We start from the raw sequence: 16,372 nt of genomic DNA, 5'->3' as shown, positions 1-16,372 counted from the left end.
GGGCAGACCAGCGTCGGCCCTTGCCGTATTAATGGCCGTCTACAAACACAATTTTCAGCACAAACAGCAGCGCCACCACCACCACGCATGGGCTGATTTCGCGCCAGCGACCGGTCCCCAGCTTCATCACGCAATAGGAAATAAAGCCGAGCGCAATGCCTTCGGTGATCGAGAAGCTGAATGGCATCATCACTGCCGTGACGAACGCCGGAACGGCTTCGGTCAGGTCATCCCACTTCACCCGCGCCAAACTTGATGTCATCAGCACGCCAACGTAGATCAGCGCGCCGGCTGCGGCATAAGCCGGCACCATACCCGCCAACGGCGAGAGGAAAATCACCAACAGGAACAGGATACCGGTTACCACAGCGGTCAGGCCGGTACGGCCGCCGACAGACACCCCGGCGGAGCTTTCAATATAGGCGGTAACCGAAGAAGTGCCGACAAAGGAACCGGCTACCGAACTGATGCTGTCGACATACAGTGCCTGCTTCATGCGCGGGAACTTACCCTTGTCGTCAGTCAGCCCGGCCTTGTCGGTTACGCCAATCAAGGTACCGGAGGAGTCGAACAGGTTGACCAGCATAAAGGAGAAAATCACCCCGGCCAGGCCAATATTCAGCGCCCCGGCCAGATCAACCTGACCCACTACCGACGTGATGTTAGGAGGCATCGAGAATACGCCGCCGTATTTCACATCGCCCAACGCCCAGCCGATCAGCGTGGTCACCACGATAGAAATCAGCACTGCCGCATGGAAGTTGCGTGAAGACAATACCGCGATGATAAAGAAGCCCAGCGCGCCCAGCAGCACGTTGTGCGAAGTCAGGCTGCCGATGGTCACCAGGGTGTCCGGGTTAGCCACCACGATACCGGCATTTTTCAGCCCCATCATGCCGATAAACAGACCGATACCGCTGGTAATGCCCACCCGCAGGCTCATCGGAATATTGGCAATCATCCAGTAGCGTACGCGGAAAATGGTCAGCAGCAATAAACCGACTGCCCCCCAGAAAATGGCACCCATGCCGATCTGCCATGAGATGCCCATTGCGCCGACCACCACAAATGCGAAGAACGCATTGAGGCCCATCGCCGGTGCCAGCGCTACCGGCAGGTTCGCCAGCAGGCCCATGAAAATGCTGCCGAAAGCGGCAATCAGACAGGTTGTCACGAACACCGCCTGCGTATCCATGCCCGCCGCGCCCAGGATTTGGGGGTTAACGAACACGATATACACCATGGTCAAAAAGGTGGTAATACCGGCAATCGTTTCCGTACGCGCCGTAGTGCCATGTTGCTTGAGTTTAAACACGCGCCCAAGCAAGCCTTGCTCGACGTCAAGGCCAGATACTGGTTTGCTCATTATCAGAATTCCGAAGAGGGGAATGGACAGTCGCCGGCTATCCTATGCCCAAAATAATTGGAGTCGCATCACGGCGGCAAGAACGCGAATCCCCAAGAGCTTACTCAAGTAAGTGACTGGGGTGAGCGTTCGCAGCCAACACAGATGCGGCTTCAAGTATGCCGGGTATATAACAAAAAGTCAGGGTTTTGATGCTGATCACAGGTTTTTTTCGCCGTCTTTACGGCCATAAACCCCAACAGGTTGTATTTGCTGATATTCATCGGAAAACCAGGATTCAGGAGTCGCAATCCTGCCTGATGCGGTTAAAGTGGCATTATCGCTGTTGACTCGAAGGACACTGACGCTGATGAACCAGATTGACTGTATTTTGTTTGATTGCGACGGCACGCTGGTGGACAGCGAAGTGCTGTGCAGCAAAGCCTATGTGCACATGTTTGCCCACTTCGGCATCCACCTGTCGCTGGACGACGTGTTCAGAAGATTCAAAGGAGTGAAGCTGTACGAAATTATCGAACAGGTTAATGCAGAACAGGGCACCACGCTGGCAAAGGAAGAGCTTGAACCGCTGTACCGCCAGGAAGTGGCCCGTTTGTTCGATAGCGAGCTGCAACAAATCGCCGGGGCGCGTGAACTGCTGGCGCAGGTGAAGGTGCCGATGTGCACCGTTTCCAATGGCCCGGTCAGCAAAATGCAACACTCGCTCGGCCTGACCGATATGCTGCACTATTTTGATGACCGGTTGTTCAGCGGCTATGACATCCAACGCTGGAAGCCGGATCCGGCCATTGTGTTCCACGCCGCTGAAAAAATGCAGGTGCCGTTGGAGCGCTGCATCCTGGTGGACGATTCCGCCGCCGGAGCACAGGCAGGGATCGCCGCCGGGATCCCGGTGTTTTACTTCTGCGCCGATCCGCACAATAAACCTATCGATCACCCCTTGGTCACCGCATTCGACAATCTGGCGCAATTGCCGGCGCTCTGGCGTGAACGCGGCTGGCAGCTGACTAACTAGCCGGCAACGGCGGTTTGTTGCGCCACCAGCGCCATGACCGTTTTACAGCCCGGGTCTGCGGGCTGTAGCGGCGATTGATCGCATTGGCCAGCAGATCCAACGCCAGGCAGAACACGAAATACACCAACGCGATAAACAGGAATACCTCCATCGGATACACCATGCTGCGGTTGTTGACCTGTGTCGCCAGAAAAGTCAGCTCACTGACACCAACGATATAGGCCAGGGAGGTGTCTTTGATAAGCGAAATCCACTGGTTGATAAACGACGGCACCATCATGCGCAGCGCCTGCGGCAGCACTATCAACCACAGCGTTTGCCAGCGGGTCAGCCCCAACGATAACCCGGCCTGCCACTGCCCCGGCCCGATGGCGGCAATGCCGGCTTTCACCGCATGCGCCAGATAGGCGGAGGCGATCAACGCCAGAGCGCAAACCACCGTGGTAATTTCAGGAATATCTACGCCAAAAACGATGGGCAGCAGGAAATAGGTCCAGAAAATCAGCATGATCACCGGAATTGCGCGGAAAAAGCCCAAAATCGCCGCCAACAGCCCGGCCACCACACCGCGTGACATCGCCAATGCCACCCCCAACAGCGTGCCGAGAATAGCCGAAGCCACCCCCGCCATCAGGCTGATAGCCAGTGTCAGCGCCGCGCCCCCCAGCGGCCCATCCGGCCAGGTGCCCCACAGCAGATATCCCAGGTTGTCGTAAATGATGCTGAAATCCATCTTAATGTCCTCCCAGCGGTTTACGCTGCTGTCGCCACATGCCCCAGCCTTCCAATAGCGCAATGATGGCGATATACAACACCGTCGCCACGCCAAAGGCCTGGAAGGTGCGTAGCGTCTCGGTTTCTACCTGACGCGAAGCATAGGAAAGTTCAGCGACGCCGATCGCCATGGTCAGCGAGGAGTTTTTTATTACGTTCATGTATTGGCCCAGTAGCGGCGGCATGGCAATTTTAAGCGCCTGCGGCAGCACCACATAGCGCATGGCCTGCCATCCGGTCAGCCCCAGCGCGTTGGCGGCGTACTTTTGTCCGCTGGCGACGCCACGGATGCCGGAGCGGATCTCTTCAGCGATAAAAGCGGTGGAGTAAAGCGTCAGGCCGAAGAACCCGGCCAGAAATTCAAATGAGGGCCACTCAAGTGGGCCGATGTGGTGTGGCGTATTCAGCCACTGCATGGCGGCAGACGGCAAAATCTGCCCGGCGGCGAAATACCAGAAGAACAGCTGCACCAGCAGCGGCGTATTGCGAAACAATGAGCTGTAACCGACCGCCAGCCAGCGCAGCACCCTCAGGCGGCTGTCACGCATCGCCGTCAGTAAAAACCCCAACAGCGTGGCTGCCAGGCTCGCACAGGCGGAAAGCCACAGCGTCAGCAGGAAGCCATCCCATAACCAGCTCAGATACTGCGGCGCCAGCAGCCAGTCTGAGAGTTGTTGCAGATTCATGCCTAATCCTTGTTTTGCACCATGCGCCAAGGGCGCAGCAAGCTGCGCCCCTCCGTTCTGACTTCACGACCCCGCAGAATCAGGCCTTAGGCTGCTGATCCAGGGGTGCGATGGTGAAATCGCCGCGCGGTTGAGCCGTTTTGGTTTCCGGCCCGAACCAGCGATTGTAGATTTTCACCGCTTCGCCGTCCTTTTCCAGTTTGATCAGCGTGTCGTTAACGCTGGCGGTCAGGCGATCTTCGCCTTTGGGAATGCCGACTCCCTGGTACTCTTTGGTAATGCTGAACGGCGAGATCTCGAAGTCAGCTTTCTGGGCGGCCGGCAGGTTGCCGAGCAGGCCCACCAGCTTGGCGTCATCCTGGGTGATCGCCTGCACGTTACCGTTACGCAGCGCCACGAACGCCAGCGGGGTATCGTCGTAAGAGATCACTTTCGCCGTCGGATAATGTTCACGCAGGGTAATTTCCTGCACCGTGCCTTTGTCCGCGCCAATGCGCAGCTTTTTGATGTCTTCCGGGGTTTTCAGCACGCCTTTATGGGCGATAAATTTCTGGCCGGTGGCGAAATACGGCACGCTGAAGTTCACTTCCTTGGCGCGCTCGTCGGTAATGGTGAAGTTAGCGGCAATCAGGTCTACCTTTTTCGAGACCAGCAAAGGAATACGGTTGGCCGGGTTGGTGGCTCGCAGCTCAACCTTCACGCCCAGCGCTTTGCCGATCGCATCGGCGACATCTACATCGTAACCCACCAGCTTTTTGCTTTGCGGGTCGATATAACCGAACGGCGGATTGCTGTCGAACACCGCGATACGCACTACGCCGGCTTTCTTGATGTCGTCGAGTTTGTCCGCATGCGCGGCACCGGTGGCGAGGCTGGTCAGGCTGGCTAATAAGGTTAAGGCCAAAGCGCGATGTTTCATGGGGAGCTCCTAAGGGTTGATGTCCTGCTGGCTGCTAAGCTAGCAAGACCCACTTAGGTCAGGAAATAATATAAAAAGCTATATTTATAACCTTTTTGTCTTTAAGGGTTTTAAACAGCATAAAGGCGCAGTTTTCTGCGCCTTCAGGGGTAACTCTCGGGGGAAATTACTCTTTTTTATCGTCTTTTCCGTCGGATGACAGCAGCTTTTCCAGCGCGTCGCCACCGATATGACGGAAGTCCTGACCTTTGACGAAATAGAAGATAAATTCGCAAATGTTCTGGCAGCGGTCACCGATACGCTCGATCGAACGGGCACAGAATAACGCGGTCAGCACGCTTGGGATAGTACGCGTATCTTCCATCATGTAGGTCATCAACTGGCGTACGATGCCCTCGTATTCCTGATCGACCTTCCGGTCTTCGCGGTAAATGCGGATAGCTTCATCCAAATCCATGCGCGCGAAGGCGTCCAGCACGTCGTGCAGCATCTGCACGGTATGGCGACCAAGCGACTCCAGGCTGACCAGCAGTGGCTGGTGCTGGTGCGAGAATTTCTCCAGCGCGGTGCGGCAAATCTTGTCCGCCACGTCGCCGATGCGTTCCAGCTCGGAAATGGTTTTGATGATCGCCATCACCAGACGCAGGTCGCTGGCGGTCGGCTGGCGTTTGGCGATGATCCGCACGCAGGCTTCGTCAATCGCCACTTCCATCATATTGACCTTGGCGTCGCCTTCGATCACGCGTTTGGCCAATTCACCGTCCTGATTGTGCATCGCGGTGATAGCGTCGGTCAGTTGCTGTTCCACCAGCCCGCCCATGGTCAATACCTGGGTGCGGATATGCTCCAGTTCTGCGTTGAACTGGCCGGAAATGTGCTTATTTAAATTCAGGTTATCCATGATGCATCCTATCAACCATAACGGCCGGTGATGTAGTCTTCGGTCTGTTTTTTCTGTGGCGCGGTGAACAGGTTATCAGTATCACTGAACTCGATCAGTTCGCCCAGATACATAAATGCCGTGGAGTCGGAGCAACGCGCGGCCTGCTGCATGTTGTGGGTTACGATCACCACGGTGTAGTCAGACTTCAGTTCGCTGATCAGCTCTTCAATCTTACCGGTGGAAATCGGATCCAGCGCCGAGCAAGGTTCGTCCAGCAATAACACGTCCGGACGAATGGCAATGCCGCGGGCGATGCACAGACGTTGCTGCTGGCCACCCGACAGGCTGTAACCGCTCTGGTGCAGCTTGTCCTTGGTTTCGTTCCACAGCGCCGCCTTGGTCAAGGCCCACTGCACACGCTCATCCATGTCGGCACGTGACAGCTTTTCAAACAGGCGCACGCCGAAGGCGATATTGTCGTAAATCGACATCGGGAACGGCGTCGGCTTCTGGAACACCATGCCGACCTTGGCACGCAGCAGTGCGATATCCGAGTTGTCGGTCAGAATGTTCTGCCCATCCAGCAGAATGCCACCTTCGGCACGCTGCTCGGGGTACAGCTGATACATTTTGTTGAAGGTGCGCAGCAGGGTAGATTTGCCGCAGCCGGACGGGCCGATAAACGCGGTGACCTTGTTCTTGGCGATATCCAGCGTGATGTTTTTCAGCGCATGGAATTTGCCATAGTAGAAGTTCAGATCGCGTACCTGAATTTTGCTGCTGGAAGCGTCAGTAACCATACTCATCAAGACTTCTCTCTTTTCATCAGCGCCGCCACGGCAGCGCTCAAAATTTTATGAATGCTTTTTCTTGGCGAAAACCACACGCGCCAGGATATTCAGTAGCAGTACGCACAGGGTTATCAACAGCACCCCGGCCCAGGCCAGCTCTTGCCATTCGGCGAACGGGCTCATGGCGAATTTGAAAATGGTCACCGGCAGGTTGGCGATCGGCTGCATCAGGTCGGTGCTCCAGAACTGATTCGACAGCGAGGTAAACAGCAACGGTGCGGTTTCCCCTGCGATACGCGCAATCGCCAGCAGCACGCCGGTGATGATGCCGGAGACCGAGGCTTTCAGCGTGATGGCGGAAATCATGCGCCATTTCGGCGTGCCCAGCGCATAAGCGGCTTCGCGCAGCGTATCCGGCACCAGCTTCAGCATATTCTCGGTGGTACGGATCACGATCGGTACCTGCAACAGCGCCAACGCGATGATCCCGGCCCAACCGGAGAAGTGTTCCATCTTCGCCACCACGATGGTGTACACGAACAGGCCCACAACAATCGACGGTGCCGATAACAGAATGTCGTTAATAAAACGGATGACTTCCGCCAGCCAGGATTTACGGCCATATTCCGCCAGGTAAATCCCCGCCATGATGCCCAGCGGCGTACCGAACACGGTAGCCCACAGGATCAACAGGCCGCTACCGGCGATGGCGTTTGCCAGGCCTCCGCCCGCGGTATTCGGCGGAGGAGTCATTTCGGTGAACAGCGCCAGCGACATGCCGTCGATGCCCTTGGTCACGGTGGAGAACAGGATCCACACCAGCCAGAACAGGCCAAACACCATGGTCGCCATCGACAGGAACAGCGCCAGTCGGTTCTTCTGGCGGCGCCAGGCCTGCATTTTGCGGCGGCTTTCCAGCAGCGCTACGCTATTTTGCATATCCATAGTCGTCACGTTAGCGTCCCTCACTCTTTGCCAGGCGCATCACCATCAGCTTCGACAGCGCCAGCACGATAAAGGTGATAACAAACAGAATCAGCCCCAACTCCATCAACGCGGCGGTGTGCACGCCCGACTCCGCTTCGGCGAATTCGTTGGCCAGTGCAGAGGTGATGCTGTTGCCCGGCATATACAGTGAAGCGCTGTCGAGCTGGTAGGTGTTACCGATGATGAAGGTCACCGCCATGGTTTCCCCCAGCGCACGGCCCAAGCCGAGCATTACACCGCCAATCACGCCATTCTTGGTAAACGGCAATACGATGCGCCAAATCACTTCCCAGGTGGTGCAGCCGATGCCATAGGCCGACTCTTTCATCATCACCGGGGTTTGTTCGAACACGTCGCGCATTACGGCGGCGATATAAGGAATAATCATAATCGCCAGGATCACCCCGGCAGCCAGAATACCGATACCGAACGCCGGGCCAGAGAACAGCTCACCGACAATCGGAATGCCGGACAGCACCTCGCCAACCGGGGTCTGGAAATATTCGGCAAACAGCGGGGCGAACACGAACAGGCCCCACATGCCATAAACGATACTCGGGATCGCCGCCAGCAGTTCAATGGCGATACCCAGCGGGCGCCTCAGCCAGTTTGGTGCCAGCTCGGTCAGGAACAGCGCAATGCCGAAGCTGACGGGTACGGCGATAATCAATGCGATCAGCGAGGTGACGACGGTGCCGTAGATCGGTACCAGGGCGCCGAACTGCTCAGCAGGCGCGTCCCATTCTTTGGTCCACAGGAAGGAGAAACCGAATTTCTGTATGCTCGGCCAGGAGGCGAAGATCAGCGAAACAATAATGCCGCCCAGCAACAATAGGGTAATCAGCGCCGCCAGTTTAACCAGCGCGCTGAAGATGACGTCACCATTTTTACTCGGTGCTTTAATGGTCGGCTTGTACTCAGCCATAGATCACTCTCTGTGTTAACCCTGGCAGGCCCAACCTGAATTGAGCCCTGAAAAACTGAGTGGGGCGCGCCGAATCACGCGCCCCTGCGTTGTTAGTACAGCGCTTTACCGGAACTGTCTTTTACGTTGGTTTTCCATGCTGCACGCACCTGCTCGATAACTTCGTTCGGCAGCGTGGCGTAATCCAGGTCGTTAGCCTGTTTGGCGCCGGTTTTATACGCCCAGTCAAAGAACTTCAGAACTTCGGTGCCCTGAGCCGGGTTTTTCTGCTCTTTGTGCACCAGGATGAAGGTGGTGGAGGTAATTGGCCAGGCGTTGTCACCTTTCTGGTTAGTCAGGTCCTGGGCGAAGGTTTTGCTCCAGTCAACGCCTTTAGCGGCGGCGCTGAAGCTCTCTTCTGTTGGGCTAACCGCTTTGCCGTCGGCAGAAATCAGCTTGGTGTAAGCCAGGTTGTTTTGTTTGGCATACGCGTATTCAACGTAACCGATGGAGCCTGGCAGACGCTGTACGAATGCGGCGATGCCGTCATTGCCCTTGCCGCCCAGACCGGTTGGCCAGTTAACGGTAGAACCTGCACCGATTTTCTCTTTCCACTGCGCGTTGGCTTTAGACAGATAGCTGGTGAACACGAAAGAGGTGCCTGAACCGTCCGCGCGACGAACAACCGCAATGTTCTGATCCGGCAGCTTGACGCCTGGGTTCAGCTTGGTGATCGCCGGGTCGTTCCATTTTTTCACGTTGCCCAGGTAGATATCACCCAGGGTTTTCCCATCCAGGGTCAGCTCACCGGATTTGATGCCCGGGATGTTAACGGCCAGCACCACGCCACCGATCACGGTAGGGAACTGGAACAGGCCATCGGCCGCCAGCTTGTCATCACTCAAAGGTGCATCGGAGGCACCAAAGTCAACGGTATTGGCGACGATTTGCTTCACGCCACCAGAAGAGCCGATGCCCTGATAGTTAACTTTGTTGCCGGTTTCTTTCTGATAAGAATCTGCCCACTTGGCATAAACCGGAGCGGGGAATGTCGCACCTGCACCGGTCAGGCTAGCAGCAGCGAACGCGGACACGGCGGTCAGGGAGAAAGTCGCTGCCACAATACTGGCGACGGTGGTACGCATCAGTTTCATAATCCCTCCTAATGGGATATTCAAAAATCGACTTTGAGTCGTTTTCATCAGAGTAAGTATTGCTGCAGGAGGGAAAATAGGACAGTTTGGTGACAGTAAAATGTACGAAATATGACAGTTATATTACAGCGAGAGCGTGGATATGATTACACTATAAAAATCAAACCATTAAACATAAAACCACTCAGTAATTAATCAATAAAAAAACCCTCTCCAACGCCGCTATCCGTTTGAATATGACAACTTTTATCTCCGCTGTAGCACTCTTGTCATATTTGATCCCGTTATGAAAAAAGCCGGCACAGTGGCCGGCTTTTAGAGATTAGCAGCAGCGTATTACTCTACGGTGACAGACTTAGCCAGGTTACGCGGCTGGTCAACATCGGTGCCTTTGATCAACGCCACATGGTAAGACAGCAGCTGCAACGGCACGGTGTAGAAGATAGGGGCCACGATTTCTTCTACGTGCGGCAATGGAATGATGGTCATGCCTTCGCTGCTGACGAAACCGGCATCCTGATCGGCGAACACATACAGCTGGCCGCCGCGCGCGCGAACTTCTTCGATGTTGGATTTCAGTTTTTCCAACAGTTCGTTGTTCGGCGCCACCACGATCACCGGCATATCGGCATCGATCAACGCCAGCGGGCCGTGCTTCAATTCACCGGCCGCATAGGCTTCCGCGTGAATGTAGGAGATCTCTTTCAGCTTCAGTGCACCCTCCATGGCGATCGGATACTGATCGCCACGGCCGAGGAACAGCGCGTGATGCTTGTCGGAGAACCCCTCCGCCAGCGCTTCAATGCTTTTGTCCAGCGACAGCATCTGTTCGATACGCGCCGGCAACGCCTGCAGGCCGTGTACGATTTCATGCTCAACGCTTTCCGCCATGCCTTTCAGTCGGCCCAAACGCGCCACCAGCATCAACAACACCGCCAACTGGGTGGTGAAGGCCTTGGTAGAGGCCACGCCAATTTCGGTCCCGGCCTTGGTCATCAGCGCCAAATCGGATTCACGCACCAGCGAAGAACCGGCCACGTTACACACCGCCAACGAACCGAGGTAGCCCAATTCCTTCGACAGGCGCAGCGCCGCCAGGGTATCGGCGGTTTCGCCGGACTGTGACAGCGTGATGATCAGGCTGCCCGGACGCACGGCAGATTTGCGGTAACGGAATTCAGACGCGATCTCGACGTCGCAAGGCACACCGGCCAGAGATTCGAACCAATAGCGAGCAACCATGCCAGAGTGGTATGACGTACCGCAGGCAATGATCTGCACATGCTGCACCTTCGCCAGCAGCTCATCGGCGCGCGGTCCCAGCTCGCTCAGGTTGATTTGGCCATGGCTGAAACGCCCTTCCAGGGTGTTTTTCAGCGCCAGCGGCTGTTCGTAAATCTCTTTTTGCATGTAATGGCGGTAAGCGCCTTTATCACCGGCGTCGTATTGCACTTGAGATTCAATCTCAGGGCGTTCAACGGCGTTACCCTGTTTGTCGAAAATGTTGACGGTGCGGCGGGTCATTTCCACCACGTCGCCTTCTTCCAGGAAGATAAAGCGACGGGTCACCGGCAGCAGCGCCAATTGGTCGGATGCCAGGAAGTTTTCACCCACGCCGCGGCCGATCACCAGCGGGCTGCCGGAACGCGCTGCCACCAGCACGCTCGGGTCGCGGCTATCCATTACCACGGTGCCGTAGGCGCCACGCAGCTGTGGGATCACGCGCTGCACCACTTCCAGCAAGCTGCCGCCCTGGCGCTGTTCCCAATGCACCAGGTGAGCAATCACCTCGGTATCGGTCTCGGAGCTGAAGTGATAGCCCCGTTCGATCAGCAATTCACGCAGCGGTTCGTGGTTTTCGATGATGCCGTTATGCACCACGGTAATGTAATCAGAAACATGCGGGTGCGCATTCGCTTCGGTAGGTTCACCGTGCGTTGCCCAGCGGGTGTGAGCAATACCGGTGCCGCCGTGCAAGGGATGTTGTTCCGCGGCTTCGGCCAGTTTATTGACCTTGCCCACGCGGCGTAAACGGTTCACGTTGCCTTCCGCATCCACCACTGCCAAACCGGCCGAGTCATAGCCACGGTACTCAAGGCGGCGTAAACCTTCCAACAGGATCTCTGCAATATCACGTTGCGCTACTGCGCCTACAATTCCACACATCAGTTGTATTCCTAATTAAACGCCTTTCGGGGCGCTTTCGATGTCTTGACCTGATTTTGCCGGTTTTTACCGTGCGTCCCCGAGCCTGTAGAGAATGGGGATTATTATGTTTTGTATTGGGCTCTACATTGGAGCGCAATACAAAACATATTCTTTCTACTACATGCTGCCGCCCAATAGATTTCGAGTTGCAGCTAGGCGGCAAATGTCAGGATCCGCAGGAGCTTACTCAAGTAAGTGACTGGGGTTCTGGCATGAAGCCAACAACGCTGCAGCTCGAAAGATGAAGGGCTATCTCTTTTTCACCGGACGCTGCCAACCCTGGATGTGCACCTGCTTAACGCGGCTCAGCACCAGTTCGTCCTCGCCGATATCACGGGTAACCGTAGTGCCAGCGGCGATGGTAGAGCCTTTGCCGACGGAGACCGGTGCCACCAGTTGGGTATCGGAACCAACAAACACGCCGTCGCCAATAATGGTTTTATGCTTGTTGGCGCCATCATAGTTACAGGTGATAGTACCGGCGCCGATATTCACATCGTCACCAATCTCGGCATCGCCCAGGTAGCTCAGATGTCCCGCCTTGGAACCTTTGCCCAAGCGTGCTTTTTTCATTTCGACGAAGTTGCCGACATGGGCGCCCACCGCCAGCTCTGCACCCGGACGAAGACGGGCGAATGGCCCCACGGTGCATTCCGCTGCCAGCACCGCATCTTCCAATACGCTATACGGGCTGATCTCGCAGTCGTCGCCAATTACGCAGTTTTTCAGCACGCAGCCGGCACCGATTTTCACGCGGTCGCCCAGCTTGACCGAACCTTCAATAATCACGTTGGCATCAATAGAGATGTCGCGACCGTGTACAAGTTCCCCACGCAGATCAAAACGCGCCGGATCCAACAGCATTACGCCGGCCAGCAGCAACTTTTCAGATTGTTCTGCCTGATAAATGCGCTCGAGTCGCGACAGCTGCAGGCGGTTATTCACGCCTTCCACTTCACTCAGGCGAGATGGATGGACCGCCTCAATTTTCTTGCCGTCGGCATGTGCCAACGCGATGATATCGGTGATATAGAACTCACCCTGCGCGTTGTCGTTGTTCAACATCCCCAGCCAGCGCTTCAGATCGCGCCCGTTGGCCACCAGGATGCCGGTATTGATTTCATTGATCTGACGCTGGGCTTCGCTGGCATCCTTGTGCTCAACAATTCCCACCACCGTATCCTGCTCGCGCACGATACGACCGTAACCGCTCGGATCAGCCAGTTTTACGGTCAGCAGACCAATACCGCCCTGTGGCTTCGCCGCCAGCAGGCGCTGCAGGGTATCGACAGAGATCAGCGGAACGTCACCGTACAGCATCAGCACGTCTTCATCATCGGCAAAATGCGGTGCAGCCTGCTGCATGGCGTGGCCGGTCCCCAACTGCTCGGCCTGCAGCACCCAGTTCAGCGCACTGTCGGTCAGGGTCTTTTTCAGCAACTCACCGCCGTGGCCGTAGACCAAATGGACGTTTTGCGCGCCCAGTTTCATCGCGGCATCAATGACGTGCTGCACCATCGGCTTACCGGCCAATGGATGTAACACCTTGGGAAGATCGGAATACATGCGTGTTCCCTTGCCCGCGGCGAGGATCACCACACTCATTGCGCTGTTCGACATAAGCAACCTGATAACTCCATTTTGATAGACGAAAGTAGAACTCTTTAGTGACGATATTACTACATATTTCTCTGCACGAACCCGGCGCAGGCCATGGGGCACTAGGCGCGCCACAGCTAACACTCAGGCAACCTCAGCCTGGGTGGAACTGTCGGCGATCGGAGACATTTTTAGCCTCTCTCGAGGGTTATACATCACAATGCCCACCGGGTTGAAACGCTTATTTTAAAGCAAAAAAAAAGCGACCAAATAGGCCGCTTTCTTAATTTTGGTTGCGTTATGCACGCGCCAAAATGTTACATCGCTCTTCTGGTGAGCTCGATAACGCGCAGTTTTGCGATCGCTTTCGCCAGTTCCGCAGATGCCTGAGCATAGTCGACATCGCCATGAGAGCTACGGATGTGCTCTTCAGCTTTACGCTTAGCTTCCAGCGCTCTCGCTTCGTCGAGGTCCGTTCCACGGATGGCAGTGTCTGCCAACACGGTGACCACGCTCGGCTGTACCTCAAGGATACCGCCGGACAGGTAGATGAACTCTTCTTCACCGTGCTGTTTAACAATACGCACCATGCCAGGCTTGATGGCAGTCAGCAGCGGCGCATGGCCAGGGAAAATCCCCAGTTCGCCTTCGCTACCTGTCACCTGGATCTTTTGCACCAGGCCGGAAAACATATGTTTTTCCGCGCTGACTACATCCAGATGGTAAGTCATAGCCATATCACCCTCCTCTCAAGGCGTTACAGTTTCTTGGCTTTTTCCACTGCTTCTTCAATGGCGCCAACCATGTAGAACGCTTGTTCAGGCAGGTGGTCATAGTCGCCGTCCATAATGCCTTTGAAACCACGAATGGTGTCTTTCAGCGATACGAACTTGCCCGGAGAACCGGTGAAGACTTCTGCCACGAAGAACGGCTGAGACAGGAAGCGTTGGATTTTACGCGCACGGGATACGACCAGTTTGTCATCTTCTGACAGCTCGTCCATACCCAGGATTGCGATGATATCTTTCAGTTCCTGGTAGCGTTGCAGAATAGACTGCACGCCACGCGCTACATCGTAGTGCTCCTGGCCAACTACCAGCGGATCCAGCTGACGGCTGGTGGAATCCAGCGGGTCAACGGCCGGGTAGATACCCAGAGAAGCGATATTACGGCTCAGTACCACGGTTGCATCCAAGTGAGCAAAGGTGGTGGCTGGTGACGGGTCAGTCAAGTCATCCGCAGGAACGTAAACGGCCTGTACGGAAGTGATAGAACCGGTCTTGGTAGAGGTGATACGTTCTTGCAGAACGCCCATCTCTTCCGCCAGCGTTGGCTGATAACCTACCGCAGATGGCATACGGCCCAGAAGTGCGGACACTTCGGTACCGGCCAGGGTATAACGGTAAATGTTATCAACGAACAGCAGAACGTCGCGGCCTTCGTCACGGAATTTCTCCGCCATGGTCAGACCGGTCAGAGCAACGCGCAGACGGTTACCCGGTGGCTCGTTCATCTGGCCGTAAACCAGGGATACTTTGTCCAGTACGTTGGAGTCGTTCATTTCGTGGTAGAAGTCGTTACCCTCACGAGTACGCTCACCCACGCCTGCAAACACGGAATAACCGGAGTGCTCGATCGCGATGTTACGGATCAGCTCCATCATGTTTACGGTTTTACCCACACCAGCACCACCGAACAGACCAACTTTACCGCCCTTAGCGAACGGACAAATCAGGTCCATAACCTTAATACCGGTTTCCAGCAGATCCTGGGAGTTGGACAAATCTTCGTAGCTTGGCGCCGGACGGTGAATCGCCCAACGTTCTTCTTCGCCGATGTCGCCTTTCATGTCGATTGGTTCACCCAATACGTTCATGATACGGCCCAGGGTAGCTTTACCTACCGGTACTTCAATTGGGTGTTCCAGATCGTTCACTTTCAGACCGCGGCGCAGACCATCTGAGGTCCCCATCGCGATACAGCGAACTACGCCACCGCCCAACTGCTGCTGAACTTCCAGCACCAGCTTCTCGGTACCGTTTTCAACCTCAAGAGCATTGTACACTTTTGGTACGGCATCCTGAGGGAACTCGACGTCCACTACGGCGCCGATTACCTGGATAATCTTTCCAGTAGCCATCTTGAATCCTCTACGTAATTCGTAAACCTAGCTTAAACCGCGGAGGCTCCCGAAACGATCTCGGTGAGTTCCTGAGTGATGCTGGCCTGACGAGCCTTGTTGTATACCAACTGCAGCTCTTTGATCAGGCTACCGCCGTTATCGGTTGCGGCTTTCATCGCTACCATTCGTGCGGCCTGCTCGCTGGCCAGGTTTTCCACGACGCCCTGATAAACTTGCGATTCCACATAGCGGCGCAGCAAGGTATCAAGCAGCACTTTTGGATCGGGTTCATACAGGTAATCCCAAGATTTTTTCTTCAGCTCACCGTCATCGGAAGGCGGCAACGGCAGCAGCTGAATAATCTGTGGTTCCTGGGACATCGTATTGATAAATTTGTTGCTGACAATGTACAGCTTGTCCAAACGACCTTCGTCGTAGGCTTGCAGCATCACTTTCACCGGACCGATCAGTTCCGACAGGGAAGGTTTATCCCCCATGCCGGTAACCTGGGCAACCACGTTGCCGCCCACGGAACCAAAGAAAGAGGCCGCTTTAGAGCCAATCAGCGCCAAATCAACTTCAACGCCTTTTTCGGACCAGCCTTTCATCTCTGCCAACAGACGCTTGAACAGGTTGATGTTCAAGCCGCCACAGAGACCACGGTCAGTAGACACCACCAGATACCCGACGCGCTTAACGTCACGCTCATCCAGGTACGGGTGCTTATATTCCAGATTACCCAACGCAAGGTGACCAATCACTTTGCGCATGGTCTCTGCATAAGGACGGCTGGCCGCCATGCGTTCCTGCGATTTACGCATTTTGGAGGCGGCGACCATTTCCATCGCTTTAGTGATCTTTTGCGTGTTTTGCACGCTCGCGATCTTACTACGTATCTCTTTTGCGCCGGCCATCTCTGCTTCTCCTCATTGCCAGACGGCCTGCTGTCTTTCAACTGCAGGCC

General features: G+C 55.5%; 15 protein-coding genes. 1 reads left to right on the top strand and 14 read right to left on the bottom strand.

Annotation, left to right across the window (positions count from 1 at the left end; all coding sequences use genetic code 11):
- Positions 1-28: 28 nt before the first annotated feature.
- Positions 29-1,366: an NCS2 family permease gene (locus EBA31_RS25770; protein WP_020837732.1), complete on the bottom strand. Its 1,338-nt coding sequence runs from the start codon at positions 1,364-1,366 to the stop codon at positions 29-31.
- A 349-nt stretch (positions 1,367-1,715) separates the two neighbouring features.
- Here EBA31_RS25770 and yieH point away from each other — a divergent pair, with 349 nt between their 5' ends.
- Positions 1,716-2,381, top strand: coding sequence for a 6-phosphogluconate phosphatase (yieH, locus tag EBA31_RS25765; protein ID WP_122080489.1), 666 nt, complete (start codon positions 1,716-1,718; stop codon positions 2,379-2,381).
- Here the strand turns inward: yieH and EBA31_RS25760 are convergent.
- The 13 genes from EBA31_RS25760 to atpG form a co-directional block, all read right to left on the bottom strand.
- Positions 2,374-3,114: an amino acid ABC transporter permease gene (locus EBA31_RS25760; protein ID WP_048759323.1), complete on the bottom strand. Its 741-nt coding sequence runs from the start codon at positions 3,112-3,114 to the stop codon at positions 2,374-2,376. The two genes, yieH and EBA31_RS25760, sit on opposite strands and share 8 nt — an antisense overlap.
- 1 nt (position 3,115) lies before the next feature.
- Positions 3,116-3,841 carry an amino acid ABC transporter permease gene (locus EBA31_RS25755; protein WP_020837727.1) on the bottom strand — a complete coding sequence of 242 codons (726 nt, stop codon included), beginning with the start codon at positions 3,839-3,841 and terminating at the stop codon, positions 3,116-3,118.
- Positions 3,842-3,920: 79 nt separating this feature from the next.
- A complete protein-coding gene (locus tag EBA31_RS25750; protein WP_044554285.1) occupies positions 3,921-4,760 on the bottom strand; it encodes an ABC transporter substrate-binding protein in 840 nt (279 codons plus the stop codon).
- A 166-nt stretch (positions 4,761-4,926) separates the two neighbouring features.
- Positions 4,927-5,661 (bottom strand): phosphate signaling complex protein PhoU, encoded by a 735-nt coding sequence (gene phoU, locus EBA31_RS25745; RefSeq protein WP_020837725.1) that lies wholly within the window; start codon positions 5,659-5,661, stop codon positions 4,927-4,929.
- Between the two features lie 11 nt (positions 5,662-5,672).
- Positions 5,673-6,443 carry a phosphate ABC transporter ATP-binding protein PstB gene (gene pstB / locus EBA31_RS25740; protein ID WP_369982368.1) on the bottom strand — a complete coding sequence of 257 codons (771 nt, stop codon included), beginning with the start codon at positions 6,441-6,443 and terminating at the stop codon, positions 5,673-5,675.
- 54 nt (positions 6,444-6,497) lie between these two features.
- A complete protein-coding gene (pstA, locus tag EBA31_RS25735) occupies positions 6,498-7,388 on the bottom strand; it encodes a phosphate ABC transporter permease PstA (RefSeq protein WP_041415128.1) in 891 nt (296 codons plus the stop codon).
- A gap of 1 nt (position 7,389) precedes the next feature.
- Positions 7,390-8,346 carry a phosphate ABC transporter permease PstC gene (gene pstC, locus EBA31_RS25730; RefSeq protein ID WP_044554283.1) on the bottom strand — a complete coding sequence of 319 codons (957 nt, stop codon included), beginning with the start codon at positions 8,344-8,346 and terminating at the stop codon, positions 7,390-7,392.
- Positions 8,347-8,438: 92 nt separating this feature from the next.
- The gene (gene pstS / locus EBA31_RS25725) at positions 8,439-9,479 is read right to left on the bottom strand and encodes a phosphate ABC transporter substrate-binding protein PstS (protein ID WP_020837719.1); all 1,041 of its coding nucleotides are present in this window, start codon (positions 9,477-9,479) and stop codon (positions 8,439-8,441) included.
- 336 nt (positions 9,480-9,815) lie between these two features.
- A complete protein-coding gene (glmS, locus tag EBA31_RS25720; protein ID WP_046374842.1) occupies positions 9,816-11,645 on the bottom strand; it encodes a glutamine--fructose-6-phosphate transaminase (isomerizing) in 1,830 nt (609 codons plus the stop codon).
- Between the two features lie 291 nt (positions 11,646-11,936).
- Positions 11,937-13,307, bottom strand: a complete 1,371-nt coding sequence (glmU, locus tag EBA31_RS25715; protein ID WP_122080488.1) for a bifunctional UDP-N-acetylglucosamine diphosphorylase/glucosamine-1-phosphate N-acetyltransferase GlmU — start codon at positions 13,305-13,307, stop codon at positions 11,937-11,939.
- 296 nt (positions 13,308-13,603) lie between these two features.
- Positions 13,604-14,023 carry a F0F1 ATP synthase subunit epsilon gene (locus tag EBA31_RS25710; protein WP_020837715.1) on the bottom strand — a complete coding sequence of 140 codons (420 nt, stop codon included), beginning with the start codon at positions 14,021-14,023 and terminating at the stop codon, positions 13,604-13,606.
- Positions 14,024-14,043: 20 nt separating this feature from the next.
- A complete protein-coding gene (gene atpD, locus EBA31_RS25705) occupies positions 14,044-15,426 on the bottom strand; it encodes a F0F1 ATP synthase subunit beta (protein ID WP_020837712.1) in 1,383 nt (460 codons plus the stop codon).
- Positions 15,427-15,458: 32 nt separating this feature from the next.
- Positions 15,459-16,322 carry a F0F1 ATP synthase subunit gamma gene (atpG, locus tag EBA31_RS25700; RefSeq protein WP_020837711.1) on the bottom strand — a complete coding sequence of 288 codons (864 nt, stop codon included), beginning with the start codon at positions 16,320-16,322 and terminating at the stop codon, positions 15,459-15,461.
- Positions 16,323-16,372 lie beyond the last annotated feature (50 nt).

This window comes from Serratia sp. P2ACOL2, assembly GCF_003691565.1.
In the GTDB taxonomy this organism is placed as follows: domain Bacteria; phylum Pseudomonadota; class Gammaproteobacteria; order Enterobacterales; family Enterobacteriaceae; genus Serratia; species Serratia liquefaciens.
This window is presented reverse-complemented; position numbering and strand designations above follow the sequence as displayed.

Coding starts and splice junctions, on each gene's coding strand:
- EBA31_RS25770 (WP_020837732.1), bottom strand. CDS start 1,366: ATGAGCAAACCAGTATCTGGCCTTGACGTCGAGCAAGGCTTGCTTGGG.
- yieH (WP_122080489.1), top strand. CDS start 1,716: ATGAACCAGATTGACTGTATTTTGTTTGATTGCGACGGCACGCTGGTG.
- EBA31_RS25760 (WP_048759323.1), bottom strand. CDS start 3,114: ATGGATTTCAGCATCATTTACGACAACCTGGGATATCTGCTGTGGGGC.
- EBA31_RS25755 (WP_020837727.1), bottom strand. CDS start 3,841: ATGAATCTGCAACAACTCTCAGACTGGCTGCTGGCGCCGCAGTATCTG.
- EBA31_RS25750 (WP_044554285.1), bottom strand. CDS start 4,760: ATGAAACATCGCGCTTTGGCCTTAACCTTATTAGCCAGCCTGACCAGC.
- phoU (WP_020837725.1), bottom strand. CDS start 5,661: ATGGATAACCTGAATTTAAATAAGCACATTTCCGGCCAGTTCAACGCA.
- pstB (WP_369982368.1), bottom strand. CDS start 6,443: ATGGTTACTGACGCTTCCAGCAGCAAAATTCAGGTACGCGATCTGAAC.
- pstC (WP_044554283.1), bottom strand. CDS start 8,346: ATGGCTGAGTACAAGCCGACCATTAAAGCACCGAGTAAAAATGGTGAC.
- pstS (WP_020837719.1), bottom strand. CDS start 9,479: ATGAAACTGATGCGTACCACCGTCGCCAGTATTGTGGCAGCGACTTTC.
- glmS (WP_046374842.1), bottom strand. CDS start 11,645: ATGTGTGGAATTGTAGGCGCAGTAGCGCAACGTGATATTGCAGAGATC.
- glmU (WP_122080488.1), bottom strand. CDS start 13,307: ATGTCGAACAGCGCAATGAGTGTGGTGATCCTCGCCGCGGGCAAGGGA.
- EBA31_RS25710 (WP_020837715.1), bottom strand. CDS start 14,023: ATGGCTATGACTTACCATCTGGATGTAGTCAGCGCGGAAAAACATATG.
- atpD (WP_020837712.1), bottom strand. CDS start 15,426: ATGGCTACTGGAAAGATTATCCAGGTAATCGGCGCCGTAGTGGACGTC.
- atpG (WP_020837711.1), bottom strand. CDS start 16,322: ATGGCCGGCGCAAAAGAGATACGTAGTAAGATCGCGAGCGTGCAAAAC.